This window comes from Acidobacteriota bacterium (genome assembly GCA_028875725.1).
Taxonomy (GTDB): Bacteria; Acidobacteriota; Thermoanaerobaculia; order Multivoradales; family Multivoraceae; genus Multivorans.
In genome coordinates this window covers 759,964-786,956 of record JAPPCR010000006.1, presented here as the reverse complement: position 1 = coordinate 786,956, position 26,993 = coordinate 759,964, and the positions used below count along the sequence as shown (strand labels likewise).

Here is a 26,993-nt window from a genome sequence, read left to right as displayed (position 1 = left end):
AGTCACTGGTCCTGCTCCTCCTTCGCCGCCTCCAGCGCCTCCCGGGCGGCGTCGACGCGGTTCTGCCCGCCATACCAGCTAGCCAGCCAGTCCTTGCCGTCTTCGGCGGTGCCCTGCTGCTCGCGGTGGCGGGCGCCGCGAAGCATGAGCGTCATCGCGCGGTTGCCTTCATGGCAGGCGTACTCGAGGACCGGGTCGTCGCTCCGCCGCATCTCGAGGGCGCTCGTCCAGGGAGCTTCGAAGGACTCGGGGTCGTCGACGGTGTACTCGTAGAGCAGGGCGTCGGGGCCGGTGCGGGTGAAGCGCTCGGTCAGGACCAGGTTCGCGCCGGTACCGCGGTACGCGGTTTCGTCGGTGTAGTTCTTCGTCGTCACGACGAACGTGTCACCGTCCCAGACACCTGACGAGTCGCCCTTCCAGAAGCGCATGCTCTCGTCGGCGTGCTCCCGGCCGTCGGTGGGGATGACCCGGTGATCGTTAATCATCTCGGTCATGATCGCGACGTAGCCCGGCGACTGGAAGATCTCCATCATGTTGTTGTAGGCGCCCGGGGTCATCGGCGGGCCGGCATTGAAGCCGATGATGCAGCGCTCGTACGAGTTCCGCTCTTCCGGACCCGCCGGAGGCTGGCCCCAGAGGGCGTAGCGTTCGTTCACCCTACGGATCGCCCCGTCCGTCATCTTCGGCAACCGGCCGTTCGGCGGATCGATCACCAGGGACGTCCGCATCGTGCCCGAAACCTTGTCACCGAGGTCGAGCCAGAAGGAGTTGTAGCCGACGTCGACGTCGCCCTGGCTGGGGTCAACGTCCTGTACTCCCGACGTTGCCCGTGCGGCACGCTCCTGGCGGCGCCGTTCTTCCCACTCGGCCGCCTCTTCGGCGGTCAGGGTTGCCTTGTCACCGAAGGCGGCTGGCCGTTCGAGCGGCGTGATCGAGCGGTAGTCCCAGGTGCCCTGCAGGTCCGGAACGCCCCAGGACGTGACGAGCTTCTCATCCTCGGCGTACAGGCTCCCGGCGACAACCAGGATCGCGACGACGAAACTGACGGTGCTTGCAGACGGTCGGTGCTTCATGACTTCGACTCCTCCTACTGCTGTGGCGTCGCCCCGCGGCGCAGATGGCCGTAGGCCGCGTCCTCTCCTCCGAGCGGAATGCACTTGAACTCGAGCAGGCGCGCGTTCTCTTCGAGGCGCCGGTAGAGCGGCATGCTGATCGTCCACGGCTCCGTGAACACGTTCGGGTCGGTGATCGTCGCCTCGTAGTGCATCGAGTCCGGTCCGGTGCGCGTGTAGCGTTCGACGACCTGGAGCTCCTCGCTGTGGAAGTTGCCCGAGGCGTCGAACCAGGTGTCGGCGACCTGGTCCGTGACCTCGACCACCAGGGTGTCGCCCTCCCAGTGCCCGAGCGAGTAGCCCATCCAGGACGGCAGTACCGCCCTCGTGCCCGGGCGGTCGAGACGGACCGCGCGGCTGTTGCCGCCCCACTCGTAGGCGAAGAAGACCGACTTCGGCGTCTGCACGATCTGGAACGGCAACGGCATGTAGTTGGCTCGCGGAATGCCTGGAATGAAGCACTTCGCCGCCGGGTCCAGGTTCAACCAGTCCGCCCGGTTCGCGTTTCGGTGCTCGAGCGCCCAGTCCTGGTAGGGAATCTCCCCGCCCTCGACCACGCTCAGCCCGGCCGGAATCGCCCCCAGGGCACCGTACTCGGGTACCGGCGTGCGCCGGGCATGGTGAGCTTCGAGGTCCCAGTGCGCGCTGTTCATCGCCTGCCAGATGCCGTTCAGATCCGGATCGCCATCAGGCGTCCGCGGCGCCTGGTACGCGCCGTCCTGTGCCTGCGCCGTCGCAGACACCACGAGAAGCAGCATCGCCGGCAGCGACACGGCCGAACTGTGCTTTTTCATGATGGCGGACTATAGCGAAGGCCAGGCTACGGGAGGCGGAACACGAACAGGCCGTTGCCGCTTTGCGGGTAGCGGATCTCCGGGCTGACTCGGGCTGGAACGAAGCGCGGACTGCCGCCTCCGAGCCCCGTCGATACCGCCACGTACTGGACACCGTCTACCTCGTAGCTGACCGGGAAGCCCTGCACGGAAGTCGGCAGACGGGTGCCCCAGAGTTCTTCACCCGTTGCGACGTTCCAGGCGCGGAACCGCCGGTCGATGTCCCCGGCGAAAACGACACCGCCGCCTGTCGTCAGCGCCGCGGTCAGGAAGGCCGGCCGCTGCTCGACACTCCAGACCTCCTCCATCGAGTCCACGTCGTAGGCCGCGAGCTTGCCGAGCCGCCCCTCCGTGCCGGGCATCTCGAACCACTTGCGGTCTGCCCCCTCGCCCCCCGCCCCCTCTTCGAAGCGCGGCTCGCGGCCGGAGATGTCGAGGCAGCTCTGGCTCAGCGGCACGACGAGCAACCCGTGCGCGGGGCTGTAGGAGGAGGCCTGCCAGTTGTGGCCTCCGGCTGTGCTGGGACAGACCGAGACCCACTCCCCGACTTCGGCCGACGCGATGTCCTCGCGGTAACGGACTTCGCCGGTCTCGCGGTCGATGTGGTCGAAGACGTTCTGGAACACCATTTCCTCGAGCGCGACGAAGGAGCCATCCGTGCGGTCGAGCTTCCACAGGATGCCGTGCTTGCCGGACGTAAGCAGGAGCTTCCGTCCACCGCGGTCGACCAGGACCTGCTCGAAGGCCTCGTCGAGGTCGAGGGCCTCGCCGGGCACGTGCTGCCGGTAGAAGACGATCTCCCCGTCCCCGGGTCGCAACGCAAGGGTCGAGTTCGTGTACAGCACCTCGTGGTCGATCGTCAGGCCCCTGCTCGCCGGCACCCAGGGCTTGGCCTGCGCCACCGGCCAGTAGATGAGTTGTAACTCGGGGTCGTAGCTACCGGGAATCCAGGAGTCGCCGCCGCCGCGCAGCATGAGCGGCAGATCGCCCCAGGTGTCGCCTCCGGGCTCCCCGGGACGGGCGATGGTGTACGTGCGCCACCGCTCTTCGCCGGTTTCGGCATCGTGGGCGGTGATGAAGCAACTGTCTTCGTAGTAGCGGATACAACCGTTGATGCCGTTGACCACGAGCCCATCGACCACGATCGGACCGCTCGTGTTCCGGTAGCGCTTCGCCGGATCGGCAATCTGCGTCTCCCAGAGCGGCCGCCCGCTGCGGGCGTCGAGCGCGAGCATGGCCGCATCCTTCGTGGCGACAAAGATCCTGTCGCCCCAGATCGCGAGGTTACGAAGCTGGTTGAAGCCGCGCGCCAGATCGCCCTCGAGGGAGCGCCGGTACTCCCAGATCAAGGTGCCCGTGTCGGCCTCCAGCGCCTGGATGATGTTGCGCGGGTTAGCGAGGTACATGACGCCGTCGTAGACCAGCGGCGTCGGCTGGTTCACGCCGTCGGCCATCGCCCACGACCAGGCCAGGCGCAGCCCGCTGACGTTGCCGGAGTCGATCTGATCGAGCGGGCTGTGGCCCTGGCCGTCGTAGGTGCGTCGGAACATCAGCCAGTCGCCGGGGTCCGGGTCGAGCAGCATCCCGGTCGTCACCGGTTCGAAGTCCTCGATCTCCCGTTCCCCAGACGGCGTGACGAGCTCCTCCTCCGCTTCGGCAGGAGCGCCGACGGCGCGTTCCGCGATCACGGCTGAGTCGCTCGAAGAGGCGGCTGCGCCCCCCAACCCCAGCCCGCCCAGTGACACGGCGAGACCGGAGCTGTCCGGTATCAGCGCTTCGTCGCCGGGGGCCGCCCCATTCCGTAGCAGCACGAAGGCTGCGAGGTCGAAGGTCTGCTGCGGCGTCAGGGAGTTCCGGTTCTCGGGCGGCATCGTGACCCGGATCGTGTCCGCGAGATCGACCACGGCGCCGGCTCCCCAGGCGTTGAGAAAGTCCGCGCCGAGCAGAGGAGGCGCCTCGTTCGCGCCGGCCAGGCTCGAGAGGTGGCATTCGACGCAGATTCCCTCATAGAGCGCCCGTCCACGCTCCGCCTGCTCGGCGGTGAAGACTCGCACCGGTTCCGGCTGCTGTTGCGCCCCGGCAGCCGCGGCGGCCGCCGCCAGGAGCGCCATTCCTGCCGAGAATCCACGTACACTCCGCGCCATGGCACGCATCCTAGCGCCGCCAAACTCCTCCCAGGGTCGGAGTTTGGCCCCAGCCCCCACCTCACCAGAACTCTGCGCGCCGTCGCAGCACAACGTGCCATGACGGCGCTCAGAGTTCTGGTTGTTGGAGGCACCGGTCCCACCGGTCCGCCCATCGTACGCAACTTCCTCCATGCCGGTTTCGAGGTCTCGATCTTCCACTCCGGCCGTCACCCGGTCGAGTTCGACGGTCCGGTGGAGCGCATCCTCGGCAACGCCCGCGACCGCGACGACATCCGCGCCAAGCTCGCGTCACGCGAGTGGGACATCGCGGTGTGCATGTACGGCCGGCTGCGCACTCTGGCCGATGAACTCGCCGGGAAGACGAGGCGCCTCGTGGGCATCACCGGCCAGCCCGTCTACATGGGCTCGCAGCCGCCGACGCCGGAGGGCCGCATTCCGCTGCCCATACCCGAGTTCGCCCCCCGCCAGTACGACGCCAAGAACTACACCGGCAAGGTGGCGGCAGGCGAGGACCAGCTCTTCGAGCAGCACGGCCGAGGCGACTTCGAGGTCGTCATCCTGCGCTATCCAGGCGTTTACGGCCCGCGCACGCCGATGAACCACGAGTGGGCGGTGATCAGGCGCATCCTCGACCGGCGGCCCTTCATGATCCTCCCTCACGACGGCGTGACCTACTTCCAGCGCGGCTACGCGGAGAACCTGGCCCGGCTCGTCTACCTCGCCTCCACCCGGCCCGAAGCCGCGGGAGAGGCGTTCAACGCAGGCGACGAACGGGTGATCAGTTGCCGCGCCGTGGCGGAGGTCATCATCGACGAACTCGACGCCGGGATGGAGCTGATCGGCGTGCCGGCGCCCTTCTGCCGCGGCGTCTTTCCGCTCGCCGAGAAGTCCAACCAGCTTCTCGACATGTCGAAGGCCCGGAACCTGCTCGGCTATCGCGACGTGGTCGATCCGGAGACCGCCACGCGCGCCACGGCCCGTCACCTCCACGACAACCCGCCCGACGAGAAGGATCTCTACGCCGCCGGCACGGGCCGTTTCGACTACGAGCGGGAGGACCGGATCGTCGAGCGCTGGCGACGGGCGCAGGCGCTGATGAACGAGGACTGAGTCGCCGGCCGACTTGATAGCGTCGCGAGCACCGAACCCCTTACGGAGGAAGACCTGTGATCGGACGTACCACGCTCGCTCTCGCCGTGGCGACGGTGCTGCTCGCGGCGCCTGCCCTCGCAGCCGACGACTGGAAGACGCCCCGGACCCCCTGGGGGCATCCCGACCTCCAGGGCCTGTGGACGAACACCACGCTCACGCCCTTCGAACGGCCCATCGAGATGGGCGACAAGGCCTTCCTCACCGAGGAAGAGGTCGCCCAGGCGGAGGCCGCTCGTCAGGCCATGATCCAGAATCGCGCCGACCAGCCCGCGCAGAAAGCGGAAGCCGGCCAGAACGTCGGCGCCTACAACCTGCACTGGCTCGAGTTGGGCACCAGGATCGTCGGCAGCCGGCGGACCTCCCTGGTCGTGGATCCCCCGAGCGGCCGCGTGCCGGTGCGGCCCGCGGCGCAGCAGGTCCGCGCCGACAACCTGGTGAAGATGTTCGACTCGTACGAGTACATGAGCGTCTGGGACCGCTGCATCACCCGCGGCGTCCCCGGGCACCTGTTCCCGGCCGGCTACAACAACAACTACCGGATCGCGCAGACGCCGGAGTACGTGGTCATCTACTCCGAGATGATCAACGACGTCCGCTTCATCCCCGTCGACGGCCGGGAGCGGATCCCGGAGGACCTCCACCTCTGGAACGGCGACTCCCGCGGCCACTGGGAGGGAGACACCCTGGTCGTCGAAACGAAGAACTTCTCCGACAAGGGCTGGATCGCGACCAGCGGCTCCCAGGGTCGGATCAAAGGGATCCCGGTCAGCACCGAACTCGTCTCCGTGGAGCGCTTCACGCGCGTTGGCGAGCACACGGTGGACTGGACGGTCACGATCGACGATCCGGTGAACTACACGGACACCTGGACGGTGAACATCCCGCTCTACTTCGATCCGGACAACGAGATGTTCGAGTACGCCTGCCACGAAGGAAACTGGGCGGTCACGAACACGCTGAGCGGCGCTCGTCACCTGGAGAAGGTGACGGCGGGCGAAAGGTACTGAGGACACGATGAGCTTCGCCGCCGGCCGCTTCCCCGTTCCCGTCCGTGAGGACATGGCTACCGCCCTGCGCAGGTCGTGGGCCGACATCGGCCGCTCCGGCACCTGGTGGACCGGCCCCGAACGTGTCGCGATCGCCGCTCTCGCCCGCGCCGAGCGCGTCCAGCGCAACGAACCGCCGTGGAGCCGTGACCGCGACGAGCCGAGCGAGCCGCTGCAGGAGAAGGCAGTGGAGGCAGCCCGCAAGATCGGAGCGGATCCGTCCCACCTCGACCGCGAATGGGCCAGCGGCGTGATTGCCGAGATCGGCGACTCGCACTACGTCGAACTCGCCTCGGTCGTCGTGACGACGGCCGCCGCCGACGCCTTCTGCGAGGCGATGGGCATCGACCACGAACCGCTTCCCGAACCCGAGGCCGGCGAACCGACCCGTGAACGCCCGGACGGCATGGGCGACATCGGCGCCTGGGTGCCGGTCCAGGTCATCGACTGGAAGCGCGCCAACGTGGCGCGCGCGATGAGCCTGGTGCCGGAGGGCGTGCGCACCTTCTTCCGCATCGTCGCGGCCATGTACTCGGGAACGGCTACCGACTTCGAGAAGATGGTCTGGGACCACCGCCCGCTCGCCCGCCCCCAGGTCGAGCTCCTCGCGGCCAGGGTCTCGGCCCTCAACCAGTGCTTCTACTGAACGACCGCCCACACCATGCTGCTCCGGGCGAGCAGCGACGCCGTCGGAGCCGAAGTCGACCTGAGCGCGGCGGTTGAGGACGCCGCCGATGGCGGCGTGGAGGACGGCGCCGTGTTGACCGCGTTCGCGGAAGCGGTCGTCCGGGCCACGAACGACCTCGACGCGGCCCGCACCCGGGCCCTCGAAACCCTCGGACCCGAGAAGTTCGTCGAGGCGGCCGCCACCGTCGGTATCTTCAACGGCCTCGTCCGCGTCGCCGACTCGACCGGCATTCCCAGCGACGCAATGATGCTGGAGCGCACCGCCGACGTCCGCGGCGAACTGGGCTTCAACCGCTGGGGAGGCGCCAAGTCATCCGGTGTAGCCGAGGCGACGGCGTAGCCGGCGCGGGCGTAGCGGCGCGGGCGCCCGCCGGCCAGGGTCATCGGGCAGCGCGACGATTGCTCGGCGAGGCAGTCGTACCAGAATCCGTGACGGAGTCAGGAACAGGTGACGTTGTAGATCCGGGCTTCGTTGAGCGCGGCGAGGGGTTCGAGTAGCGGGTAGGGCTCATGGTGGCCGGCGCGGATATCGGCGATGAAGGGGCCGAGCCAGTTGCTGGGGTCTTCGTCGGAGCGGGTGCCGCCGAGCTGGACGGTTGGGCGGACAACGAGGAGGAGGCGGTCGAAGTCGGGGCAGTGGCGGTCGGCGACGCGTTCAAGCGTCGGGTAGGTGAGAACTTCGGTGTAGGGAAGGCCGGCGTAGGAGATGGCGAACCGGCCGGAAAAGAGGAAGGGCACGTCCATCGTGCCGCCGCCTACGACCAGATCGCCGGGGCCGGTGTGGTCTCGCAGCCACTGCTGGCGTTCGCTCCGGAACTCCAGGGCGCGGGCGTCCCGGCCGCTGGACCAGAGGGAGGCTTCACGCGTGAACGCGGCGCCCGCGCAGAGAACGAGGAGCGCGGCGGGTAGCCAGGCGAATCGACGTTCTCGCGGCAGGGCCCCGGCAAGCAGGGCGCCGAACACCGGGATGAGGGGAACGGTCGCGGGCAAGGCCAGCCGAGCGCCGATCGGGTCGAAGTTGGCCTGGGTGCCGCGCCAGACGACGGCCGTAAGGTAGAGGAACGCCCAGACACCGATCAGCAGGGGTAGACGCCGCCAAGGAAGCGAAGAAGCTCTATCGCGAGCAGCGAGCGCCACCAGAATCGACAGCGCGACGATGAGGAGAACAGCGTCCAGCCAGTTCCCGACCGTGGTCGAGCGCCAGCCACCGAGGAGCGCCGTGACGGCGAGACTCAGGTTCTCGCCAAGCGAACGCACGGCCGGCATCGCCGCGGGCAACAGGCCCCCTTCCACAGCCACGTTGCGGGCCAGAATCGCGGCCATCGGCGCCAGAGCTCCGGCTGCGAACGCGGCGGAGTCGTAAGGTCCCGCAACACGGGGACCAGAGCGGTCGGCGCGGGTGAGCCAAAGCGCGGCGAAACCGACAAGCGACAAGGGCCACAGGGCGTAACGGACGCTGAACGCCGTACCGGCGAGCAGGCCCAGACCGAGAACCGCAAGCAGCGGGTGCCCGCACGAACTCACGCGGTACCGCTCCACCAGCAGGAAGAACAGGAGCACAACGGAGACCGCCAGACATTCGCTGAGAGCCGACCGTCCAAGGTGGGCAAGCGGTACGAAAACGAGCGCTCCGCCGAGCGCAACGATGCCTGCCCGAGTGCCGCCGATCCGCTGCCCGAGCAGGTAGACCAACCCCAGGATCGCGGTGTAAGCCAGGGCGGAAACGACCAGCGCCGCATCCGCCGCGTTCACGCCGAACCTCGACACGAAGGTGATCGCCAGCGGATACCCGGGTGGTTGCGCCGTGAAGGCGGCCGGAAGGTCCAGATCCCCTGACAAGTAGAAGGGCTGGTTGAAGCCTCCGGTCGACTGCACCAGCCCGTCCCCGGCGGCTATCCGACGCGCGACATCGACGTAGTTCATCGAGTCCGCGGTGAACGTGCGGACGCGAAACAGCGAGTTGGCGGCGAACAGGCCGCAGCAGGCGAGCGCGGCCAGGGCGAGCAGCGCCGGTGCTGCTCTACGCCGGACTCTCAACCCGCCGTGAACTCGGGAACCGGCAGTTCGCCGAGATGCTTGTGACACATCTCGCAGCTCGAGACACCTTTCGTCGCCGCCGCGGGATCGAGCTCGTCGTCCACCCACTGCAGGAAGGTGCGGTAGTTCTCGAACACGGTTCCGGAGTCCGAGCCGCCGGCGCCGAGGTCGAAGTGCGGCGAGTCGATCTCCGCGGCGAAGGGACAGGCGTGGAACCGGCCCTTCGTGGTCAGCACCGGGAAGCAGCGCACGCAACGGTTGCCCATGCCGTGGTACTCCGACTCCCGGTCGCGCGCGAACTCCTGCCCGGCGCCGGCGCCGGCGTGAAAGAGCACCTTGTAGCCCTGGAAGATGCGGTTCGGGTTCGCGCGCGCCCAGTCCTCAAGGCGCTCGCGCGCGTAGGGCGGCATCGGATCGGCGTCCCGGCCGTGGTAGATCGAGTAGTTGAGCACCGCCTCGCTCTTCGGGTCGGACTTGAGGATCGAAATCAGCTTCTCCGCCTGGATGCCGTTCGAGAAGACGGTGATAAGGCCCGTGAACCCGCGCTCGCGGACGTAGCGCATGGCGGCGACGATCTCCCGCGTGTGCAGCGTCGGTTCGCCGCCGTAGAACTTCAGGTTGCCGTTCGCGGCAAGCGTGCGCAGCGCCTGGTCGAGGACCTCGGGCGTGTAGCGCTCGTACCAGCCCTCGGGCGAGCCGTTGATCGTGCACCAGGAGCAGGCCCGGTTGCAGAAGTTGCCCTCGTAGAGATGGAGTTCCCGGAGTTCGCCGTCGGCCGCGGAGAAGTGCTCGACCGGCTCGTGGAATGTAATCGGGCCGATGTTCGGATCGCGGTGCGTGTCGTTGAGACCCCAGTCGTACGTGTTGTAGACGATTTCGTAGCCGGCGACCTGCTCCAGGTCCAGGCCCGCGTGCTCGGCGACGAAGCCGAGCACGCCGCTGCGGTACTCCTCTCGCGTTCCCGCGCCGGCGGCGAAGTCTTCGGCGTACATCCGGAAGATGCGGGAGACGTGGATCCGCTCCGCTTCGTGGTCGACGCGGCAGTTCCAGCGGTTCGCCAGGAACGCCTCGGTCGCCTGGCGCAGCGTGTCGCGGAGGCCGTCGCCCCGGTAGGCAGTCGGGCGAAACGCCGGGCAGCCGTTCGCGCCGCAGTTGATCGCGAAGTGGATGCGCGGCTCGGCGTAGTCCGACCGGAGGATCTGGTGCTCGATGTCGTCGAGGCTGACCGCTGAACCGCCGGCGATGTGTCGCCGCCGCTGGAAGAACCGTCCGTCGCGCGTCTTCCAGACGGACCGGATCGGGTACTCCTCCGCGATCGCGTGCAGGGTGAACGCGTTGTAGGCGTTGATCCAGTAGGCGAGGCCGTCCTCCTCGCTCGCGAACAGGTCCGGGCGGCTGTCCGGCGACGTCTCGCCGAGTCCGGCTATGAACTCCTCCAGCAGCGGCCGGCGCGCGGCCAGGCCCTCGTAGTCGATCTTGCCGTCCTCAGTGACGACCTCGGCCAGCAGGCGGTCCCAGGCCGCGTAGGAGAACGCCTCCATCGACGCCCCGGGGCTACTCGTCCCCCGAGCCCGTGCTGCCCGACTGGCCCTTCCGCTCGAGGTACTCCCGCTCGAGCAGCCGCGCACCGCGGAGGATGTTACCCATCGCGTAGTTGCCCTCGTGGCAGGCGTACTCGTAGTTCAGCTCCTCGGTCTGCGGCCAGAGGAACTCACCGCCGTAGGGCGCGGAGTAGTCGGGATCGTGAACGGTGAACTGGTACAGGAGCGCGTCGGCGCTCTGCCTGGTGAAACGCTCGATCACCTTGAGGCCCTCGCGCGGCACGCCCGGCTTGTCCAGGAAGTTCGTCGTCTCGACCACCAGGGTGTCGTCCTCCCACCAGCCGATCGAATCGCCTCCCAGGGAACGCACTTCCGCCGGCAAGTGCTCGGCGTTGAGCCGCACGACCTTCGCCCAGTGCATCCACTCCACCAGGATGACGACGTGGTCTTCGGTCTGGGTGATCGTCTTCAGGTTGTTGTAGAGGATCGGCCGGGCAGGCGTCGCCGCCGCGCTGAGGTACAGGCAACGGTCGAGAATCGACAGCGTCTCCGGCCCGTCATAGGGATCGTCGCCGGTTTCGATCCACCAGGCGTCGCCGGTGTTCTCGTAGGCGTACGGATGCAGGTCCGCGCGCCGCGCCTTGCCCGCTTCCGAAAGCTCCGGCATGCGGCCGTTCGCCGGCTCGGTGAGGATCGAGGTCTGGAACTGGCCGTCGATCGCGTGGCGCGTACTGCCGCTGTCCGTCCAGAAGGCGTTGTACCCGCCTACCGCACCCGCGGGACCGCCGGAACCATCACCCCCGGCGGGAGGCGCCGACCGGTCGGGATCGCTAGCGGCGTTGGCCTGGGCCATCCGCGCCGCAGTAGCCGCCATGATGCGCTGGGCCTCCTCGACGGCCATGTACTTCTTGTCGCCGAAGCGCGCATCCCGTTCGAACGGCGTCGAACTCGCGATGTTGTAACGACCCGTCAGGTCGGGCTTGCCACTCGCCGTGCGTGGAATGTCGTCGCCGGCCGCCATGGCCGGAGCCACGATCACCACCGCGGCGGCGATGATCACGATGAGGGCGAAGACGGCTCGTTCGGCGCGCATGAAGTGTCCTCCGCTACGGTCTGCACGGACTTTTCAACGTGTCATCGAGCCTACCGCACCGGCCTGCTGACGGCCCGTCCGCTGGTAGACTACAGCCACCGCTCGGACCCAGCCGTCACATGGGGAGAACCAGGCGATGAGACGACCGACCCACCCCCGCCCGCATGCACTTGTGGCGTTCATCCCGGCCGTCCTTCTGCTCTCGGCAACAGCCGCCGACGCGGCGGACACGCCGACCTTCAGCCGCGACGTGGCGCCCATCCTGTTCGAGAAGTGCGTCCAGTGTCACCGCCCGAACCAGGCCGCGCCGATGTCACTGCTCTCCTACCGGGAGGCGCGCCCCTGGGCGCGCGGCATGGCGCGCGCGGTCGAGAACCGCGACATGCCGCCCTGGAGCGGCGAGTCGGAACAGGTCGTGTTTCGCAACGACCTCTCCCTTTCTGCCGACCAGATCGCCACGATCACGGGCTGGGCCGCAGTCGGGGCGCCCGAGGGCGACCCGGCCGACCTGCCGCCGACACCCACCTTCGCCGAAGGCTGGACGCTGGGCGAACCGGACTACGTGCTGACGCTCGACCGGGTCGACGTGCCGGCCGAAGGCCCGGACCTCTTTCCCAAGCAGCGTATCGAGCTGGAGCTGGATGAAGAACGCTGGGTGCAGGCGATCGAGTTCCTCCCCGGCGACCGCCGCGCCACTCACCACTTCCAGGCCACGTACACGACGCCGCGGCGCGAGAGCGGCGGCCCGATCGGCTCCGGCGAGAGGGTGAGCGAGGGCGCCGGCGGCAGCGGCGTCTTCGGGATCTGGACCGCGGGCATGCCTCCTTACGTCTTCCCTGAGGGCACCGGCCGCGTCCTCGGCCCGGGCACGACGATCACGATGGACTCCCACTACCACCCGTTCGGCGAAGCGACATCGGACATCACCCGCATCGGCATCTACTTCGGCGAAGGCGCACTGGAGCGGGAAGTGGCGACCGTCTCGGTCGCCAACACCGGCATCCGCATTCCGCCGGGCGCCGGTCACCACGCCGAGGAGGGATTCTTCCAGCCCGACGACGACATGCAGATCCTCGCCTTCAGCCCCCACATGCATGTCCGCGGCAAGGCGATGACCTACCGCATCGTCCATGCCGACGGCACATCCGAGACGCTGCTCGACGTGCCGAAGTACGACTACAACTGGCAGTGGCTCTACTACCCCACCGAGCCGGTCGACCTGCCGGCGGACAGCCGCATCGAGGTCACGGCCGTGTGGGACAACTCGGAGGACAACCCGGCCAACCCCGATCCGGCCCGCGAGATCATCTACCGCGGCGACGTGTTCAACGAGATGTTCGTCGGCTTCATGGAGATCGTCCGCAAGGATGGCGGCTACCACCGGCCGAAGAAGAACGTCGACAAGTTGACGGAGCTGATCTCCCGGCACCCCCGGGGCACCTCCTTCTTGGCCGACGGTTTCCTGCCGATCGCGTTCTGGGCGCCACAGGAGGGCGAGGGCATCCTCTACGTCGCATCCGGCCTGCAGATGTTCACGATCACCCTCGACGACTTCTCCTGGTCGGGTGACCATCTGCGGGTGACGACCCAGTTCCCCACGCCCGAGGCGTCGGCGATCACGACGGTGATCGAAGCGGAACTCGACGCGCAGGGGGCGCTCCAGGGCACGATCACGATAGGGGCCGACACGGAGCGGCCGTCCGAGATGAAGATGGTCGGCCAGCCCGCCGGCCGCGTCACGTCGACCGAAGCCACCGGCGCCGCGGCAGGAGAGTGACGACGGCGGCACACGAGGACGCGAGCGAAACCGGGCCACGATGAGGGGCCGGGCTCCAGCAACGCTTGCGGCAACGATCTGGCCCATCGCGCTCTTGCTTGCCGTGGCGTGCGGCGGGGCGAGCATGTCCCAGTTCAAGGCCCTGGTGCGGGCCAGTTTTCCGGGCGTTCCGCAGATGAGCATCCAGGAACTCGATCGCCGGCTCGAGGACAAGACGCCACCGCTGATCATCGACGTCCGGGAACCCTTCGAGTACGAAGTCAGCCATCTGCCGGGCGCGGTCCACGCTCAGGGCGACGACATCGCCGACCTGATCGCCGAGACGGACGCGGACCGGCCGATCGTTCTCTACTGCTCCGTCGGCTATCGATCGTCCGCCGCCGTCGCCGACCTGATCCAGTTGAACGACCCGGAGATCGGCGATCGGGTCTGGAACCTCGAAGGTTCGATCTTCGAGTGGGCCAACTCGGGCCGACCCGTCTACCGCGACGGCAAGGAGGCGGAGAGCGTCCATCCCTACGGCAAGCAGTGGAGCAGGCTGCTCGCACCTCACCTCCGACCCTGACCGAGCGTTCAGCGACCGGAGCTGAACCCGAGCGGATTGTCTAGCGTACAAGGCACTGGCATGACTCGAACCTCTCCCCACGGACCCTCGCTCGTGTCCGCCCTCGCCATTCTCTGGTGCGGGATCGCCACTCCGACCGCAGCGCAGGAAGCCGACGGCGACGAGGCCCGCACGATGCCGGGCCAGACCTTCTCCGAAGAACTCACCGTCACCGCACGCAAGCGCGAGGAGAACCTGCAGGAAGTCCCCTTCTCCGTCGTCGCCCCGAGTGAGGAGGTGCTGCGGAACCGGGGGGTGGACAACCTGGAAGAGGTCGCGACCAACGTGGCCGGATTCACCGTCCAGAACCTCGGCCCCGGCCAGAGCCAGGTGGCCATGCGCGGCGTCGCCTCCGGGCAGATCGTCCGCGACCAGCCCGGGGTGAAGGAACAGGTCGGCATCTACCTCGACGAATCGGTGATCTCCCTCTCCCTGTTCACGCCGGACATCGACCTCTTCGACATGTCGCGCGTCGAGGTCCTGCGCGGCCCGCAGGGGACCCTCTTCGGATCCGGGTCGCTCGCCGGCACGGTCCGCTACATCACGAACCCGCCGGAACTGGGAGTCTCGGACGGTTTCGGCGAGTTCTCGCTCTCCTCGGTTGCTGACGGCGGCATGGGCGGCCAGGCAAAGGTCGCCGTCAACGTACCGGTGGGCGACACCTCGGCGATGCGGGTCACCGCCTACCACACCTCGTTCGGCGGGTTCATGGACGCCGTACAGCCCGACCTCAGCGTGAACGAGGACGTGAACTCCGGCGAACGCACCGGCGCCCGCTGGGCGCTGCGCCTGGAGCCGTCGGAAAACGTGACGGTCACGCCGCGCCTCCTCTACCAGGAAGTCGAGATGGACGGCTGGAACCGGATCGACGACTTCAACATCCTGGCCAATCCGTACACGACGACCCGGCCCGCCGTCGACCTCGGCGCGCGCCAGCTCTTCACGCAGTTCGAGGAGCCCTACACCGACGAGTTCCTGCTCGCCGACCTCAAGGTCGTGGTCGATCTCCCCGATGGCTACTACTTCACCTCCATCACCTCGGCCACCGACCGCGACGTACTCGTCGTTCGTGACTCGACAGCCCTCTACGCCAGCGTCGCCGGCGCCACGATCGGCCTTCCGGAGGCGGTCTACACGCTGGACGCGCCTCTCATCGACGCGACGACCGCCAAGGGCCTGACGCAGGAGCTGCGGCTGGCGAGCGGCGACGAGTACACGCACTGGGTGCTCGGTCTCTTCTACGGCACCAGCGAACGGGACTACGGCCAGAGTCTTCCCGTCACCGGCTTCGAAGCGATGACCGGCATCCCCACCGCGGGCGCTTTCGGCGCCGCCGCCGACGAGCTCTTCTACTCCGACCTGAACTACGACTTCGATCAGACCGCCGCGTTCTTCGAGATCACCTGGACCGCCGGCGAACGGCTCGACCTGACGGCGGGCGCCCGCTGGTACGACTACGAGGAAACGCGCAGCCAGGTCTTCGACGGTCTGTTCGCGGATCCGGGACCGACCGAGGGCGAAACCAGCGCCGACGGCGTGGCGCCGCGCTTCATCGCCAGCTTCGAAGCGACCGAGAACACACAGCTCAACGCCCAGGTCTCCAAGGGCTTCCGTCTCGGCGGCATCAACGATCCGCTGAACGTGCCCGTCTGTACCCCGGAAGATCTCGCGACCTTCAGCGGCCGCGACTCCTGGGCGGACGAGGAGCTCTGGAACGTCGAGATCGGCTCGAAGTCCACCATCATGGGCGGCCGCGGCACGTTCAACGTAGCGGCGTTCACGATGGACATCTCGAACCTGCAGACAACCGTCACCGCCGGCTCCTGCTCGTCCCGACTCGTCTTCAACGTGCCGAACGCTCGCAGCACAGGCCTGGAGCTCGAACTAACGGCTCAGCCATCGGCGGTCTTTGACTTCGCGATCTCGGCCAGCTACGCGGACTCCGAGCTCGGGTCGACCCTGACCTCGACGGCGGCCGACGGGACGACCAGCGTGGTCTCCGGCATCGAGAAGGGAAACCGCCTGCCGACGGTGCCCAGGTTCCAGGCCGCCGTGGCCGCGACCTGGCGCTGGGAGGCCGGCGATTGGGCCGGCTACCTCTCCTCCGCGTTCCAGCACGTCGGTTCCCGCTTCACTCAGATCGGCGATCACGCTCCGGGTTTCGGCACCGTCGACCTGCTGGCTCTCTCCGCAACGAATCCGGTCGGCGGACCACTGACGCAAACCACCTTTCGCTTCGACCCCGAGCTGCCAGCCTATGACCTCCTGAACCTGCGACTCGGCTTCCTGAACGAGCGCTGGGACATCGCACTCTTCGTCAACAACGCGTTCGATGAGCGGGCCCTGCTGGCACTCGACCAGGAACGGGGCACGCGCGCGCGCGTCGGTTACCTGACGAACCAGCCGCGAACGATCGGAGTGAGCAGCCGGATCAGCTTCTAGGCGCCTGCGCTCCGGAACGCAGCGAAGCAAGTTCGGGGCGCAGGCGCCGCCGTGCGGACGGGATGGGCCGAAACACCGAGTCTGCGAGGAGTTTCGGGGCGCTAGTCAGTGCATGTCCGGCTGCGCGGTGCTCGTGAGCATCCCCGTGGCCGCGAGCACGACCAGCGCGAAGGCCACCTCGAGGGCGACAGTCAACGGCACCGGATCCGTGTGGGCATCGGGGCGGAAGTTCATCCGGAGGTGGTTCACGGCGCCCAGGAACAGGACGCCCACACTCCCCGCCACCTTGGCCAGCAGGATTCGGCCATACGCCTCGGTCCAGAGGGTGTTCCAGGCCGGCAGGTAGAGGATCGCCAGCACGACCCCGCTCAACACCAGGAGCGTCGCGGCGACGATCGCAAGCGGCCAGAAGGCGCCCAGCCAGAACCGGCGCATCGACGCCGCTTCCGCAACCGATGTCCCTGGGACCATCAGCGGAAGAACGAGGATGACGATCAACGTGCCGATCCAGAATCCGGCGCCCAGCACATGAACGCTCTGCGCGGTCCACGCAAGAGGGTTGCCGAACGCGTGGCCCGTCATGGGCAGCGTCGCCGCCAGCCCCAGGGCCCCGGCCCCGGTGATCGTCAGGCCAACCCCGGGCAACCTCCAGGCCGCAAGGGAACCAAGCATCGCGACCATCGCGGCCGCGACCTGCCAGCGCCATCGACCTCCCCAACGGCTCTCCAGCGCCACGCCTCGCAAGTTGTCGAGCGCGAGAGCCTCGCCCGCTCCCCAGACCTCGATCGACTGGAACAGGGCGCGCAGCAGGAGCGCCGCCAACAGCAGCAGGGACGACAGCAGCGCAAGTCGAGCCAGCTCGGCCCGCAGGTCGCGAACCGCCAGGTCGCGTGGACCCATCGCCTCCAGAAGGCGCATGCCGGTCGCGCCGCAAACCAGAAGCAGCGGCGGATAGACGGCCCAGCGGCCGGCCATCTCCCAGCTCAGTGACGAATCCGGATCCAGCGTCTCAGCGACCGCCGCGGTCGATCGTGAAGGTCCATTCGCCGGTCCGGACGTGGCCGTCATCGCCCGCGGTCTGCCACTTGGCGGTGTACGAACCGTCCGGCATACGCCCCGAGACCCTGGCCATCAGGTCCTTCTCGCCCATCGTGTGAAGGCCCTCGACGTTCAGCGGACCGGTCGGACCCGTCAGTTCCAGCTTGCTCAGCGGCAGGTCCGGTTCCTGGTTGAACCAGACCCGAAGGGTACGCACCGGGCCGCTCAGTTTCGCGCCGTCCTCGGGGCTCGTGTTCGACACTTTCAGGTGGGCGAACGCGGCCGTGGCGAGGAGCAGCAGCAGGGCGACACTGCCGAACGTCCTGGTGCTGCGGGAGCGGTCTCTTTCCTTCATCACTGGCATCTCCATGCGGTTCGAAACGCCGGCGCCGGTACCAGCGCGCAAGGAGTAGCGAGCGTACCAGTGCCGCCCGCGCCAGCGTGGCCGCGCAACGGTGTAGAGTCGCGCCTTCACCCCCGATGAGCGACTCCCCTTCTCCGCGGAGCGATCCCTACACCGTCCGCGAAGGCGGCGCGGTCGAGCCGCCCACGAACTGGCGGGCCCGGTTCCGCTACCTAGGCCCCAGCATCGTCATCTCGGGGTCGATCGTCGGCTCGGGCGAGATCATCCTGACCTCGGGCCTGGGCGCCGCCGCTGGCTTCGTCATGCTGTGGTGGGTGCTCCTCTCGTGCTGGATCAAGTCCCTGATCCAGGCGGAGTTGAGCCGCTACATCCTGGTTTCGGGAGACACCTACGTCCGCGCCATGAACCGGCTGCCCGGCAAGATCCCGCTGGGCCGGGGGCTGATCAGCTTTCCCGTCGTCATCGCCCTGATCGCCATCGTCCCGGGTGTGATGGGACTGGGCGGGATCATCGGCGGCGCCGGACAGGCGCTGACGCTCCTGGTGCCGGAGGTGTCGTCGGTCTGGGCTGCCGGCCTGATCGCCGTGGTCACGATCGCGCTGCTGGTCACCGGCTCCTACAAGGTGCTGGAGAACGCCATGCTGGCGCTGGTGATGATCTTCACCGCCGCTACCCTGGTATGTGCCTTCCTCATGCAGAACACGCAGTACGCGGTGACCCGCGCCGACCTGTTCTCGGGCCTCACGTTCAGCTTCCCGCCTGAGTACCTGGTCGCCGCCATCGCCGTCTACGGCTACACCGGCGTCAATGCGTCGGAGACGTCGGCCTACCAGTACTGGTGCGTCGAGAAGGGCTACCCGAACTTCATCGGCCGCAGCGACGCGCCGGGCTGGGAGGCCAGAGCCCGCGGCTGGATCAAGGTGCTCCAGACCGACGTCTGGGTCACGCTGGCGCTTCTGACCTGCGCCACGCTGCCCTTCTACATACTGGGCGCCGGCGTGCTGCGCGCCCGGGGCAAGGTGCCGGACGGCCTCGAGACGATCTCCATGCTGTCCGAGATGTTCACCGAGACACTCGGTCCCTGGTCGCTGTGGCTGTTCGGCATCGGCGCCTTCTGCATCCTGTTCTCGACCATGCTCTCCGCCGTGGGCGGCGCGGCCCGCTTCATCCCCGACTACATCATGGAACTCGGCTACCTCGACCGGCAGAACCTGACCGCCCGCCGGAACTGGATCCGCGGATACTGCCTGTTGATTCCGCTCGTCGCCTTCGTCATCTACATGACGATTCCGAACCCGAGACTCCTGGTCACGATCGGGGCCCTGACCCTGGCCATGCTGCTGCCGATCCAGAGCGGAGCAGTGCTGTGGTTCCAGAAGAACCGCATGGACCCACGGATCCGCCCGGGCCGGTGGATCCGGCTCGCGATCTGGGGCATCTTCCTGTTCGAACTCGGGATGGTCTGGTTCGTCGTCCGCTACGGGGTCTTCGGCTGATTTCTCGACCGGGGAGTGCAGACCGCGGACACACCAGGTCCAATGTCCTCAGGCACCTGCGTCGAACAGAAGAGCGATCCCTACACCGTCCGCGAGGGCGGCGCGGCCCCACCGCCAACGAGCTGGCGCAAGCGGCTGCGCCATCTCGGTCCGAGCGTCGTCATCTCCGGCGCGATCGTCGGTTCGGGCGAGATGATTCTCACCTCGGGCCTGGGCGCCGCGGCCGGCTTCGTCATGCTGTGGTGGGTGCTGCTTTCCTGCTGGATCAAGTCCCTGATCCAGGCGGAACTCGCCCGCTACACGCTGGTTTCGGGCGACACCTACGTGCGGGCGATAAACCGTCTCCCCTTCCGCATCCGGATCGGCCGCGGCCACGTCAGCTTCGCGGTCGCCATCACCCTGATCGCCCTGGTTCCCGCACTGCTGGGTATGGGCGGCATCATCGGCGGCGCCGGCCAGGCTCTGACCCTGCTGGTCCCGGCCGTGCCGTCGACCCTCGCCGCCGGACTGCTGGCCGTGATCACCATTGCCGTCCTGACCACGGGCTCCTACCGGATCCTGGAGAACGTGATGCTTGCGCTGGTCATCATCTTCACCGGCGCCACGCTGGTGTGCGCGATCCTGATGCAGGGCACGGAGTTCGCCGTCACCCGGGCCGAACTCGCGTCCGGCTTCACGTTCAGCTTTCCGCCCGAGTTCATCGTCGCCGCCATGGCCGTCTACGGCTACTCGGGCGTCAACTCAGCGGAAACATCCGCCTACCAGTACTGGTGCGTCGAGAAGGGCTACCCGAACTTCATCGGCCGCAGCGATGCACCGGGGTGGGAGACGCGCGCCCGGGGCTGGATCAAGGTCATGCAGACGGACGCCTGGGTCACGCTGGTCCTGCTGACCTGCGCGACCGTGCCCTTCTACCTGCTCGGCGCCGGCGTGCTGAAGAAACTCGGCAAGGAGCCCGACGGCCTGGAGACGATCTCCATGCTGTCCGAGATGTTCACCCAGACCCTGGGCCCCTGGTCGCTGTGGCTGTTCGGCGCCGGCGCATTCTGCATCCTGTTCTCGACGATGATCTCGTTCATCGCCGGCGAGGCCCGCTACATCCCCGACTACATCATGGAGCTGGGCTACCTGAAGCGGCAGAACCTGGCCGCCCGGAGATCCTGGATCCGCGGCTACTGCACGATCGTCCCGATCTTCTGTTTCACCGTCTACATGTGGATCCAGAACCCGCGACTGCTGATCACGATCGGCGCCCTGGTCGCCGGGATGCTGCTGCCGATTCAGAGCGGCGCCGTGCTCTGGCTTCAGAAGAAGCGGATGGACCCCCGCATGCGCCCGGGCCGGGGGATCCGCGCCGGGATCTGGGCCATCTTCCTGGTCGAGCTGGCCCTGGCCGGGCTCGTCATCCGCTACGTGGCACTCGAGCCTATTCTCAACTGAGGAGCAACGATGTCTCTACGACTGACCTTCAGCACTGCATGCCTCTGTGCGCTGGCCCTGCTGGCCGGCTGCGATGCCCCGGACGCCCAGGTGGAGGAAACGGGCGCCGAAGGCGTCCGAACGATCGGCCAGAGCGCCAGCTTCCGCGGCATCAACGGGATTCTCTTCGGGCCGGACGGCGACCTCTACCTGACTTCCGTCGTGACCCCGGCGCTCGCGCGAATCGACCCGGAGAGCGGCGAGATCCTGGAGAACTGGGGTCTCGAGGACGGTTCCAAGTCGCCCGACGATTTGGCCTTTGGCCCCGACGGCTCGGTCTACTGGACCGACATCAGCAACGGCGAAGTCGGCATGCGTACGCCGGAAGGCGAAGCTCGCGTCGTCGCTTCGCCGGGGGTCGGGGTCAACCCGATCACCTTCTCGGACGATGGCCGGCTGTTCGTCTCCCAGTGCTTCATGGACACGAACCTCTTCGAGCTCGACCCGGCGGGCGAAGCCGAGCCGCGCGTGATTCGCGACGATCTCGGGCCCGGCTGCGGCCTTAACGGCATGGACTGGGGTTCCGCCGACGGCAGGCTCTACGGCCCGCGCTGGTTCCGCGGCGAGGTCGTCCGCGTCGACGTCGACAGCGGCGAGTTGGAGACGGTCGCCAGCGGCTTCGAGGTGCCGGCGGCCGTGAAGTTCAACAGCGAAGGCGTGCTCCACGTGCTCGACTCCCTGCGGGGCGAGGTCGTACGGCTGGGCGACGACGGCGGCAAGGAGGTCGTCGCCCGCATCCAGCCCGGCCTCGACAACTTCGCCTTCGACGCGGAAGACCGGCTCTTCATCTCGAGCTTCGCCGACGGCTTCATCGTCGAGGCCCTGTCGCCCGAGGAGAACCGCATGGTGCTCGAGGGCGGACTCAACATGCCGGGTGGCGTCGCCCTCATCGGCAGCGGCGACGCGACCCGTCTCGTCGTCGCCGACTTCTTCGCCCTGCGCCAGCTCGATCCGGCGACCGGCGACGAGCTCGGCGTCGTGCGAGACGTGATCGGCTTCTCGGACATCGGCACATCGATGTCGGTCCATGCCACGCACGACGGCCAGCTCGTCCTTTCGAGCTGGTTCGACAACGCGGTGCGGCTATGGGATCCCGCTGCCGATGCTCTGGTCCAGATTTTCGGCGAACTGGCCGCCCCGATCGACGCGATCCAGTTCGAGGGCGACATCGTCGCCAGCCAGTGGGGCGCCGGCAACGTCATCGCCTTCTCTCCCGGGAATCCCGAGGAGAAACGGGTCCTGGCCGAGGGCCTCCAGGGACCGGCCGGCCTGACCGCGGCGGACGGTACCCTCTACGTCACCGACAACCTCGCGGGCACCGTGCTGCGCATCGGCGACGACGGTGTCGAGACGGTCGCCGAAGGCCTCGACCAGCCGGAAGGTCTCGCGACCGCCAACGGTTCGATCTACGTCGTCGAGGCCGGCGCCGGCCGGGTCGTCGCCGTCGACCCGGCGAGCGGCGAGTCGACGACCGTCGCCGAAGAGCTCGAGCTGCACGTGCCGGCCAGCGGCGCCTTCCCGAACACGATGCTGTTCAACGGCATCGCCACGGACGGCTCAACCGCCTGGGTCGCCGGCGACGCCGCGAACACCGTCTACGTCATCGACCTCGACTAGTCCCCCAACCCGTGGTCGCCGTACGTCGTGGCCGCCCCCGTCCCGCCAGGCCCCAACCGGCCGCCTTCGCCGAAGTGCCCCTTGCCCGGCACGTGGTTCACTTCGACCCGGATGCCGTCCGGGTCCTCGACCAGGATCGAGTAGTAGCCCGGCGCGAACCGTGAGCCTTCCTCGGGGCCGTGGATGATCTTCGCCTCGAGTTCCGACTCGATGAAGCGGTAGATCGAGTCGACATCCTCGCGGCTGCGGGCCCGGAAGCAGAGGTGATGGAGCCCGGGTCGGTCCTGGTCGAACGGCCGGTCGCGCTTGTCCGGCGGAGCGGCGCGGACCAGGATGCCGGTCCGGCTGCCGATGCAGTACAGCACGTCCTCACCGCGGATCAGGGTCTTCATCTCCAGGAAGTTGCAGAGCCCCTCCCAGAACGGCAGGCACCGTTCCGGATCCCGGACCGTCAACTGGATATGCGCGATCCCGTTGACGCCGACGGTCTGGCCGGCGACGGTCACTCCCCGCTCTCCTCCAGACCGACTTCGATCAGCTCGAAGATGCCGACCATCATCTCGTCCGTCGACCGAAAGCCGAAGCCGACATCGCGGGTCGGATCCGGGTTGTAGGGGTTCGCCGCCGAGTTGTCGTAGTGCGCCACGACCTCCACCACGCTCCCCGCCGGCAGCAGATGCGGCGCCTCCGGGTAGTAGAAGAGTTGCCAGTCGAAGTCGAACTCCGGCACGTCGAGGAGGATCTCGCGGCGGCCGTCCGGGTAGACCGCGATGAACGACATCGCCCGGCCGCGCATGTGCATGTGCGGGAAGTAGGACACGATCCGCGAGTCCTTCCCGAGTTCGTGGCGGGTCACGATTCGATGGTTCGGGGCGCCGGCCGGGATCGTGAAGTCCATCCTGCTCGCGAAGATCGCCTCCACCTCGATCTCCAGCGGACCCTCGCCGAAGTAGAGGCCGATCCGGGTCCTGTCGGTACGTTCCGAGTCGCCGTTCGGATGGTAGTGCTGGTTGATCATCAGCAGTTCCCCGGGGTCCACCCAGCGTCCGGCGCCGTCAGGGAACACGGTCGGCGCCGCCCCGGCCGCCCAGACCGCGAAGATGTTCACGTCGACGGTGCCGGCTTTCCCGCGCTGCCGGTCACCGACCGGCCGCTCCTCGCCGCCAGGCGAACCCGTCCCGCTGAATCCACCCCTGAAGACGATCTGGTGGTGATTCACGGTGCGGTCGCCGGGCTGGAACTCCACGGCCCGCACCCAGCGACGCTCCGGGAGGTCCAGCCGCACGAGCTGTGTGGGAGCCAGGTCCGGCCCGTTCGCCGGCACGGTTACCGGCGGCAATTCGATCACGTGGTCCGGCTCGCCCACCTGCCAGCCATCCCTGAACCGAGGCGGCTCGGGCATCAGCGCCGGATCGCCGGGCGTAGCGCCGCCATCGACCCAGGCAACGATCGTCTCGATCTCGTCCTTGCTCAGCCGAGCGTCGTTCGCCCAGACGCCGTGCTCCGGGTTCGCGAACCACGGCGGCATTTCGCCGTTGACGACGACGCGCCGGATCGAGCGGGCCCAGGGCCGCGCCTCCCGGTAGGTCAGGAGCGACATCGGCGCGATTTCGCCAGGCCGGTGGCAGCCGACGCAGTGGCGCATCAGGATCGGCGCCACGTCGCGGCTGAAGACCACCGCGTCGCTGTCGGCGGCCGCGGCGGGGGCGGCGAACGCAGTCGAGGAGAAGGACGCGACCAGGGTGGCCGCCACCATCCGGACGGCTCGGCGGCGAAACGAAACGATCGGAAACGAGCGCATCATGACGGCCTCATCTGACCCATCGAAGACTACTTCACACCCTGTTGGCTAGACGCGGCACGGCTGCCGTCAAGGGCTGCTAGAGTCCGCGTTCGCTAAAGAACCAGCTGTCCCAAACTTCAGGAGACCCAGCGACAATGTACCGACAGACTGCCTGCCGCGTTCTCATTCTCAGCCTGTGCCTCGCGGTGATCGGCTTCGCACCCGCCGCGGCCCAGGGCGAACGGCCCGCCAGCCCCGAGGGTGCCGCCTCGACGCAGATTGGCGACGCCTGGATCGACATCACCTACAGCCGGCCCATCCTGCGTGGCCGCACCGGCATCTTCGGCTCCGGCGAAGAGTACGGGCAGACGCTTCTCGCGGGCGGTCCCGTCTGGCGCGCCGGCGCGAACGTGACGACCCGGATCAACACCGAGGCCGACCTGTCGATCGGCGGCACGACGGTCCCCGCAGGCGAGTACAGCCTGTTCATCGATCTGAAGGACGGCGCCTGGACCGCGATCATCTCGAAGCAGGGCTACATGGAGACCTTCGACCAGGCCAAGATGGCGGAAGGCCTGACCTGGGGCGCCTACGGCTACAACGCAGAGCACGATGTCGTCCGCGCGCCGATGATGACCTCGACCGAGGAGTTCGCCGTCGACCAGATGACGATCCTGTTCTCCGACGTCTCGGAGGCCGGCGGCGCGATCGTCGTCATCTGGGACAACCAGATGGGCGTCCTGCCCTTCGGCGTCGGCCAGTAGGTCTCGCCTGTCTCAGTTCTCCGCGGCGGCCCGGGTCTCTTCGGCCCGGGTCTCTTCGGCCCGGGCGCCACTCAGCACGTTCGTGACCGCCCGGTTGCCCTCGTGGCAGGCGAACTCGAACAGCCCGCCGACGGTCACTCCCCGTGACGCCTGGTCGTTCGTCAGCGGCGCCGACACCGTCCAGGCGGCCGTGAACATCGTCGGATCCTCGACCGTGAACCGGTAGTCGATCGTCCGCTCGTCGATGCGCCTGAAGCGCTCGACGAGCCGCAACGTCGGCCGCGCCGCCCGCCACAGGCGGCTCCAGTGGTACTCCGTCTTGTCGGCGATGTTCGTCGTCTCGACGACCAGGGTGTCGCCCTCCCAGCGGCCGCGGGAGTCGCCCAGCCAGAGCCCGATCGCCTCCGACAGGCGCGGCCGGCTATCGAGCGGCACGATGCGGAGCTCGTGGTACATCTCGTGCAGCATGACCACCGCGTCCGGGGTCTGCAGGATCAGGAAGTTCATGTTGTAGGGCTGGATCGGGACCATCAGCGGCAGGCCGTCCGTGATGCAGCGCTCGCCGGTGTCCAGATCGGTGTGGTCCAGGTACGGCCCGTTGCCGTAGCGCGCCAGCTCCACCCTGCTCGCCTCGCGCGCCGCCTCCGTCCACGGGATCCGGCCGTCCGGCGGATCGACGATGAGCGAGGTGCGGCGATCCGCGTCCACCCGGGTCGACGCGTCCAACCAGACCAGGTTGTAGCCGCCTACCTCACCCGGCCGGGAAGTGCCGTCGGCGGCAATCCGGTTCTCGACCGTGGTCCGCTCCAGGTCTGACACCTCCGACTCGCTCAGCGACTCACGACCGGCCATCGCCTCCGGACGTTCGAGCGGAGTCAGTGTGGCGCTCGTCCAGGTCCCCTGGAGATCAGGATCTCCCCAAGGCGTCCGCGGCTGCGCGACGCCCGTCGCCGGCCAGAGCAAGGCGAGCATTGCGAACAGCGCGGCGAAGCCGCTGAGCGGGGCACCGTTCCTCAGGCGTCGCACTCCCGGTAAGCGTCGATCACCGCCCGCTCGCCTTCCCGGCCCGGCTTCGAGTTTCCGTGCTCCATGCCCACGATGCCGTCGAAGCCCTTGCTCTTCAGGTGCCGGAACACGTTGAGGTAGTTGATCTCGCCCGTCGTCGGTTCCTTGCGCCCCGGGTTGTCGCCGACCTGGATGTAGGCGATCTCATCCCAGGCCCGGTCGAGGTTCGGGATCAGGTTCCCTTCCGTGATCTGCTGATGGTAGAGATCGTCGAGGATCTTGACCGAGGGCGAGCCGACGGCCTTGCAGACTTGGTACGCCTGCGGGATACCCGTCAGGAACACGCCCGGATGGTTCGTCCAGTGATTGAGCGGCTCGAGCACCGCCACGAGGCCGGCCGGCTCCAGGATCGCAGCGGCCCGTTTCAGGTTCTCGACCACGTTGGCGGTCTGGTACTCCCACTCGAGGCCCGGATCGAGCTGGCCGGGGACGACGGTGCACCAGGTCGCGTTCACCCTCTTGCCGATTTCGACCGCCTTCTTCATGTCGGCCTCGATCGCCTCGCGGACCGAGGAGTCGGAGGAGGCGAAACTCACGCCGCCCCAGGACGTGTGGGCCACGAAGACGCCCATCTCCATTCCCAGGCGGTCCAGCTCCGCGGCGATCTTCTCCTGGAGCGCCGGCTCGCGACCGCCCATGCCGTTGTCCTCGAGGGCGCGGAACCCCTCGTCGTGCATGAAGCGGAGCTGGTCGATGTGGTCGTCGCCCGCGTGGTGCCGGAACATCCCGAAGTGGGGCGCGTACTTGAGCTGGAATGCGCCTCCGTCTGCAGGCTGGGCGGCACGCGCCGCGGACGCTCCGGGAACCGCGCCGACGGCAAGCGCGGTTGCCGCCGTAGCGCCCCCGGCGAGGAACTGCCGGCGCGGAATCCGGCCAGTATCAGGAGAACCGACTGTCTTGTTACGCATCGTGGCAG

At 68.0% G+C, this 26,993-nt stretch carries 23 protein-coding genes; 11 read left to right on the top strand and 12 right to left on the bottom strand.

Going from position 1 to position 26,993, the window contains the following annotated elements; translation table 11 throughout:
* Positions 1–2: 2 nt before the first annotated feature.
* Genes OXI49_05290 through OXI49_05280 form a run of 3 tightly spaced genes read right to left on the bottom strand, consistent with a single transcriptional unit; the run spans position 3 to position 4,089 of the window.
* A complete protein-coding gene (locus OXI49_05290) occupies positions 3–1,073 on the bottom strand; it encodes a hypothetical protein (protein MDE2689908.1) in 1,071 nt (356 codons plus the stop codon).
* A gap of 14 nt (positions 1,074–1,087) precedes the next feature.
* Entirely contained in the window at positions 1,088–1,906 is an 819-nt protein-coding gene (locus tag OXI49_05285; GenBank protein ID MDE2689907.1) for a hypothetical protein, read from the bottom strand.
* 26 nt (positions 1,907–1,932) lie between these two features.
* The gene (locus OXI49_05280) at positions 1,933–4,089 is read right to left on the bottom strand and encodes a PQQ-binding-like beta-propeller repeat protein (protein ID MDE2689906.1); all 2,157 of its coding nucleotides are present in this window, start codon (positions 4,087–4,089) and stop codon (positions 1,933–1,935) included.
* Between the two features lie 99 nt (positions 4,090–4,188).
* Here OXI49_05280 and OXI49_05275 point away from each other — a divergent pair, with 99 nt between their 5' ends.
* The 4 genes from OXI49_05275 to OXI49_05260 are packed head-to-tail and all read left to right on the top strand — an operon-like array spanning position 4,189 to position 7,317.
* Positions 4,189–5,202, top strand: coding sequence for an NAD-dependent epimerase/dehydratase family protein (locus tag OXI49_05275; protein ID MDE2689905.1), 1,014 nt, complete (start codon positions 4,189–4,191; stop codon positions 5,200–5,202).
* Between the two features lie 56 nt (positions 5,203–5,258).
* The gene (locus OXI49_05270; GenBank protein ID MDE2689904.1) at positions 5,259–6,251 is read left to right on the top strand and encodes a hypothetical protein; all 993 of its coding nucleotides are present in this window, start codon (positions 5,259–5,261) and stop codon (positions 6,249–6,251) included.
* Positions 6,252–6,258: 7 nt separating this feature from the next.
* Positions 6,259–6,936, top strand: coding sequence for an alkylhydroperoxidase-related (seleno)protein (locus OXI49_05265; protein MDE2689903.1), 678 nt, complete (start codon positions 6,259–6,261; stop codon positions 6,934–6,936).
* Between the two features lie 15 nt (positions 6,937–6,951).
* Positions 6,952–7,317 (top strand): hypothetical protein, encoded by a 366-nt coding sequence (locus tag OXI49_05260; GenBank protein MDE2689902.1) that lies wholly within the window; start codon positions 6,952–6,954, stop codon positions 7,315–7,317.
* Between the two features lie 98 nt (positions 7,318–7,415).
* Here the strand turns inward: OXI49_05260 and OXI49_05255 are convergent, their stop codons facing one another.
* From OXI49_05255 to OXI49_05245, 3 genes are read right to left on the bottom strand one after another with little or no spacing between them, the layout of a single operon-like run.
* Positions 7,416–9,014: a hypothetical protein gene (locus OXI49_05255; protein MDE2689901.1), complete on the bottom strand. Its 1,599-nt coding sequence runs from the start codon at positions 9,012–9,014 to the stop codon at positions 7,416–7,418.
* A complete protein-coding gene (locus tag OXI49_05250) occupies positions 9,011–10,555 on the bottom strand; it encodes a DUF547 domain-containing protein (protein ID MDE2689900.1) in 1,545 nt (514 codons plus the stop codon). The genes OXI49_05255 and OXI49_05250 overlap by 4 nt, the downstream gene beginning before the upstream one ends.
* A 13-nt stretch (positions 10,556–10,568) precedes the next feature.
* Positions 10,569–11,648 carry a hypothetical protein gene (locus tag OXI49_05245; protein MDE2689899.1) on the bottom strand — a complete coding sequence of 360 codons (1,080 nt, stop codon included), beginning with the start codon at positions 11,646–11,648 and terminating at the stop codon, positions 10,569–10,571.
* A 136-nt stretch (positions 11,649–11,784) separates the two neighbouring features.
* Between OXI49_05245 and OXI49_05240 the strand changes: the two genes are divergently transcribed.
* From OXI49_05240 to OXI49_05230, 3 genes are all read left to right on the top strand, one after another.
* Positions 11,785–13,425 (top strand): hypothetical protein, encoded by a 1,641-nt coding sequence (locus OXI49_05240; GenBank protein ID MDE2689898.1) that lies wholly within the window; start codon positions 11,785–11,787, stop codon positions 13,423–13,425.
* Between the two features lie 124 nt (positions 13,426–13,549).
* The gene (locus OXI49_05235; GenBank protein MDE2689897.1) at positions 13,550–13,990 is read left to right on the top strand and encodes a rhodanese-like domain-containing protein; all 441 of its coding nucleotides are present in this window, start codon (positions 13,550–13,552) and stop codon (positions 13,988–13,990) included.
* A 60-nt stretch (positions 13,991–14,050) separates the two neighbouring features.
* Positions 14,051–16,471 (top strand): TonB-dependent receptor, encoded by a 2,421-nt coding sequence (locus OXI49_05230; protein MDE2689896.1) that lies wholly within the window; start codon positions 14,051–14,053, stop codon positions 16,469–16,471.
* 105 nt (positions 16,472–16,576) lie between these two features.
* Here the strand turns inward: OXI49_05230 and OXI49_05225 are convergent, their stop codons facing one another.
* Both OXI49_05225 and OXI49_05220 read right to left on the bottom strand, forming a co-directional pair.
* Positions 16,577–17,539, bottom strand: coding sequence for a CopD family protein (locus OXI49_05225; protein ID MDE2689895.1), 963 nt, complete (start codon positions 17,537–17,539; stop codon positions 16,577–16,579).
* Positions 17,481–17,864 carry a copper resistance protein CopC gene (locus tag OXI49_05220; protein MDE2689894.1) on the bottom strand — a complete coding sequence of 128 codons (384 nt, stop codon included), beginning with the start codon at positions 17,862–17,864 and terminating at the stop codon, positions 17,481–17,483. Before OXI49_05220 ends, OXI49_05225 begins: the two co-directional genes overlap by 59 nt.
* Before the next feature lie 125 nt (positions 17,865–17,989).
* Between OXI49_05220 and OXI49_05215 the strand changes: the two genes are divergently transcribed.
* From OXI49_05215 to OXI49_05205, 3 genes are read left to right on the top strand one after another with little or no spacing between them, the layout of a single operon-like run.
* On the top strand, positions 17,990–19,369 hold the full coding sequence (locus tag OXI49_05215) for an Nramp family divalent metal transporter (protein ID MDE2689893.1): 1,380 nt from the start codon (positions 17,990–17,992) through the stop codon (positions 19,367–19,369).
* 42 nt (positions 19,370–19,411) lie between these two features.
* Positions 19,412–20,809: an Nramp family divalent metal transporter gene (locus OXI49_05210; protein MDE2689892.1), complete on the top strand. Its 1,398-nt coding sequence runs from the start codon at positions 19,412–19,414 to the stop codon at positions 20,807–20,809.
* A gap of 9 nt (positions 20,810–20,818) precedes the next feature.
* Entirely contained in the window at positions 20,819–22,465 is a 1,647-nt protein-coding gene (locus OXI49_05205) for a hypothetical protein (protein MDE2689891.1), read from the top strand.
* On the opposite strand, the gene OXI49_05200 is transcribed toward OXI49_05205, so the two are convergent.
* A complete protein-coding gene (locus OXI49_05200) occupies positions 22,462–22,971 on the bottom strand; it encodes a VOC family protein (protein ID MDE2689890.1) in 510 nt (169 codons plus the stop codon). The two genes, OXI49_05205 and OXI49_05200, sit on opposite strands and share 4 nt — an antisense overlap.
* Positions 22,968–24,266, bottom strand: coding sequence for a thiol-disulfide isomerase (locus tag OXI49_05195; GenBank protein MDE2689889.1), 1,299 nt, complete (start codon positions 24,264–24,266; stop codon positions 22,968–22,970). The genes OXI49_05200 and OXI49_05195 overlap by 4 nt, the downstream gene beginning before the upstream one ends.
* A gap of 137 nt (positions 24,267–24,403) precedes the next feature.
* Between OXI49_05195 and OXI49_05190 the strand changes: the two genes are divergently transcribed.
* Positions 24,404–25,012, top strand: a complete 609-nt coding sequence (locus OXI49_05190; protein MDE2689888.1) for a DUF2911 domain-containing protein — start codon at positions 24,404–24,406, stop codon at positions 25,010–25,012.
* 12 nt (positions 25,013–25,024) lie between these two features.
* Here OXI49_05190 and OXI49_05185 read toward each other — a convergent pair whose 3' ends face one another.
* Both OXI49_05185 and OXI49_05180 read right to left on the bottom strand, forming a co-directional pair.
* Positions 25,025–26,038: a hypothetical protein gene (locus tag OXI49_05185; GenBank protein MDE2689887.1), complete on the bottom strand. Its 1,014-nt coding sequence runs from the start codon at positions 26,036–26,038 to the stop codon at positions 25,025–25,027.
* Positions 26,026–26,985 (bottom strand): TIM barrel protein, encoded by a 960-nt coding sequence (locus tag OXI49_05180; protein ID MDE2689886.1) that lies wholly within the window; start codon positions 26,983–26,985, stop codon positions 26,026–26,028. Before OXI49_05180 ends, OXI49_05185 begins: the two co-directional genes overlap by 13 nt.
* Between the last annotated feature and the right edge of the window lie 8 nt (positions 26,986–26,993).

Bases quoted from the DNA above. Each gene is read 5' to 3' on its own strand.
- OXI49_05260 (MDE2689902.1), top strand. From the start codon at position 6,952: ATGCTGCTCCGGGCGAGCAGCGACGCCGTCGGAGCCGAAGTCGACCTG.
- OXI49_05250 (MDE2689900.1), bottom strand. From the start codon at position 10,555: ATGGAGGCGTTCTCCTACGCGGCCTGGGACCGCCTGCTGGCCGAGGTC.
- OXI49_05245 (MDE2689899.1), bottom strand. From the start codon at position 11,648: ATGCGCGCCGAACGAGCCGTCTTCGCCCTCATCGTGATCATCGCCGCC.
- OXI49_05275 (MDE2689905.1), top strand. From the start codon at position 4,189: ATGACGGCGCTCAGAGTTCTGGTTGTTGGAGGCACCGGTCCCACCGGT.
- OXI49_05210 (MDE2689892.1), top strand. From the start codon at position 19,412: ATGTCCTCAGGCACCTGCGTCGAACAGAAGAGCGATCCCTACACCGTC.
- OXI49_05195 (MDE2689889.1), bottom strand. From the start codon at position 24,266: ATGCGCTCGTTTCCGATCGTTTCGTTTCGCCGCCGAGCCGTCCGGATG.
- OXI49_05180 (MDE2689886.1), bottom strand. From the start codon at position 26,985: ATGCGTAACAAGACAGTCGGTTCTCCTGATACTGGCCGGATTCCGCGC.
- OXI49_05290 (MDE2689908.1), bottom strand. From the start codon at position 1,073: ATGAAGCACCGACCGTCTGCAAGCACCGTCAGTTTCGTCGTCGCGATC.
- OXI49_05265 (MDE2689903.1), top strand. From the start codon at position 6,259: ATGAGCTTCGCCGCCGGCCGCTTCCCCGTTCCCGTCCGTGAGGACATG.
- OXI49_05220 (MDE2689894.1), bottom strand. From the start codon at position 17,864: ATGAAGGAAAGAGACCGCTCCCGCAGCACCAGGACGTTCGGCAGTGTC.
- OXI49_05190 (MDE2689888.1), top strand. From the start codon at position 24,404: ATGTACCGACAGACTGCCTGCCGCGTTCTCATTCTCAGCCTGTGCCTC.
- OXI49_05240 (MDE2689898.1), top strand. From the start codon at position 11,785: ATGAGACGACCGACCCACCCCCGCCCGCATGCACTTGTGGCGTTCATC.
- OXI49_05205 (MDE2689891.1), top strand. From the start codon at position 20,819: ATGTCTCTACGACTGACCTTCAGCACTGCATGCCTCTGTGCGCTGGCC.
- OXI49_05280 (MDE2689906.1), bottom strand. From the start codon at position 4,089: ATGGCGCGGAGTGTACGTGGATTCTCGGCAGGAATGGCGCTCCTGGCG.
- OXI49_05215 (MDE2689893.1), top strand. From the start codon at position 17,990: ATGAGCGACTCCCCTTCTCCGCGGAGCGATCCCTACACCGTCCGCGAA.
- OXI49_05235 (MDE2689897.1), top strand. From the start codon at position 13,550: ATGTCCCAGTTCAAGGCCCTGGTGCGGGCCAGTTTTCCGGGCGTTCCG.
- OXI49_05230 (MDE2689896.1), top strand. From the start codon at position 14,051: ATGACTCGAACCTCTCCCCACGGACCCTCGCTCGTGTCCGCCCTCGCC.
- OXI49_05225 (MDE2689895.1), bottom strand. From the start codon at position 17,539: ATGACGGCCACGTCCGGACCGGCGAATGGACCTTCACGATCGACCGCG.
- OXI49_05285 (MDE2689907.1), bottom strand. From the start codon at position 1,906: ATGAAAAAGCACAGTTCGGCCGTGTCGCTGCCGGCGATGCTGCTTCTC.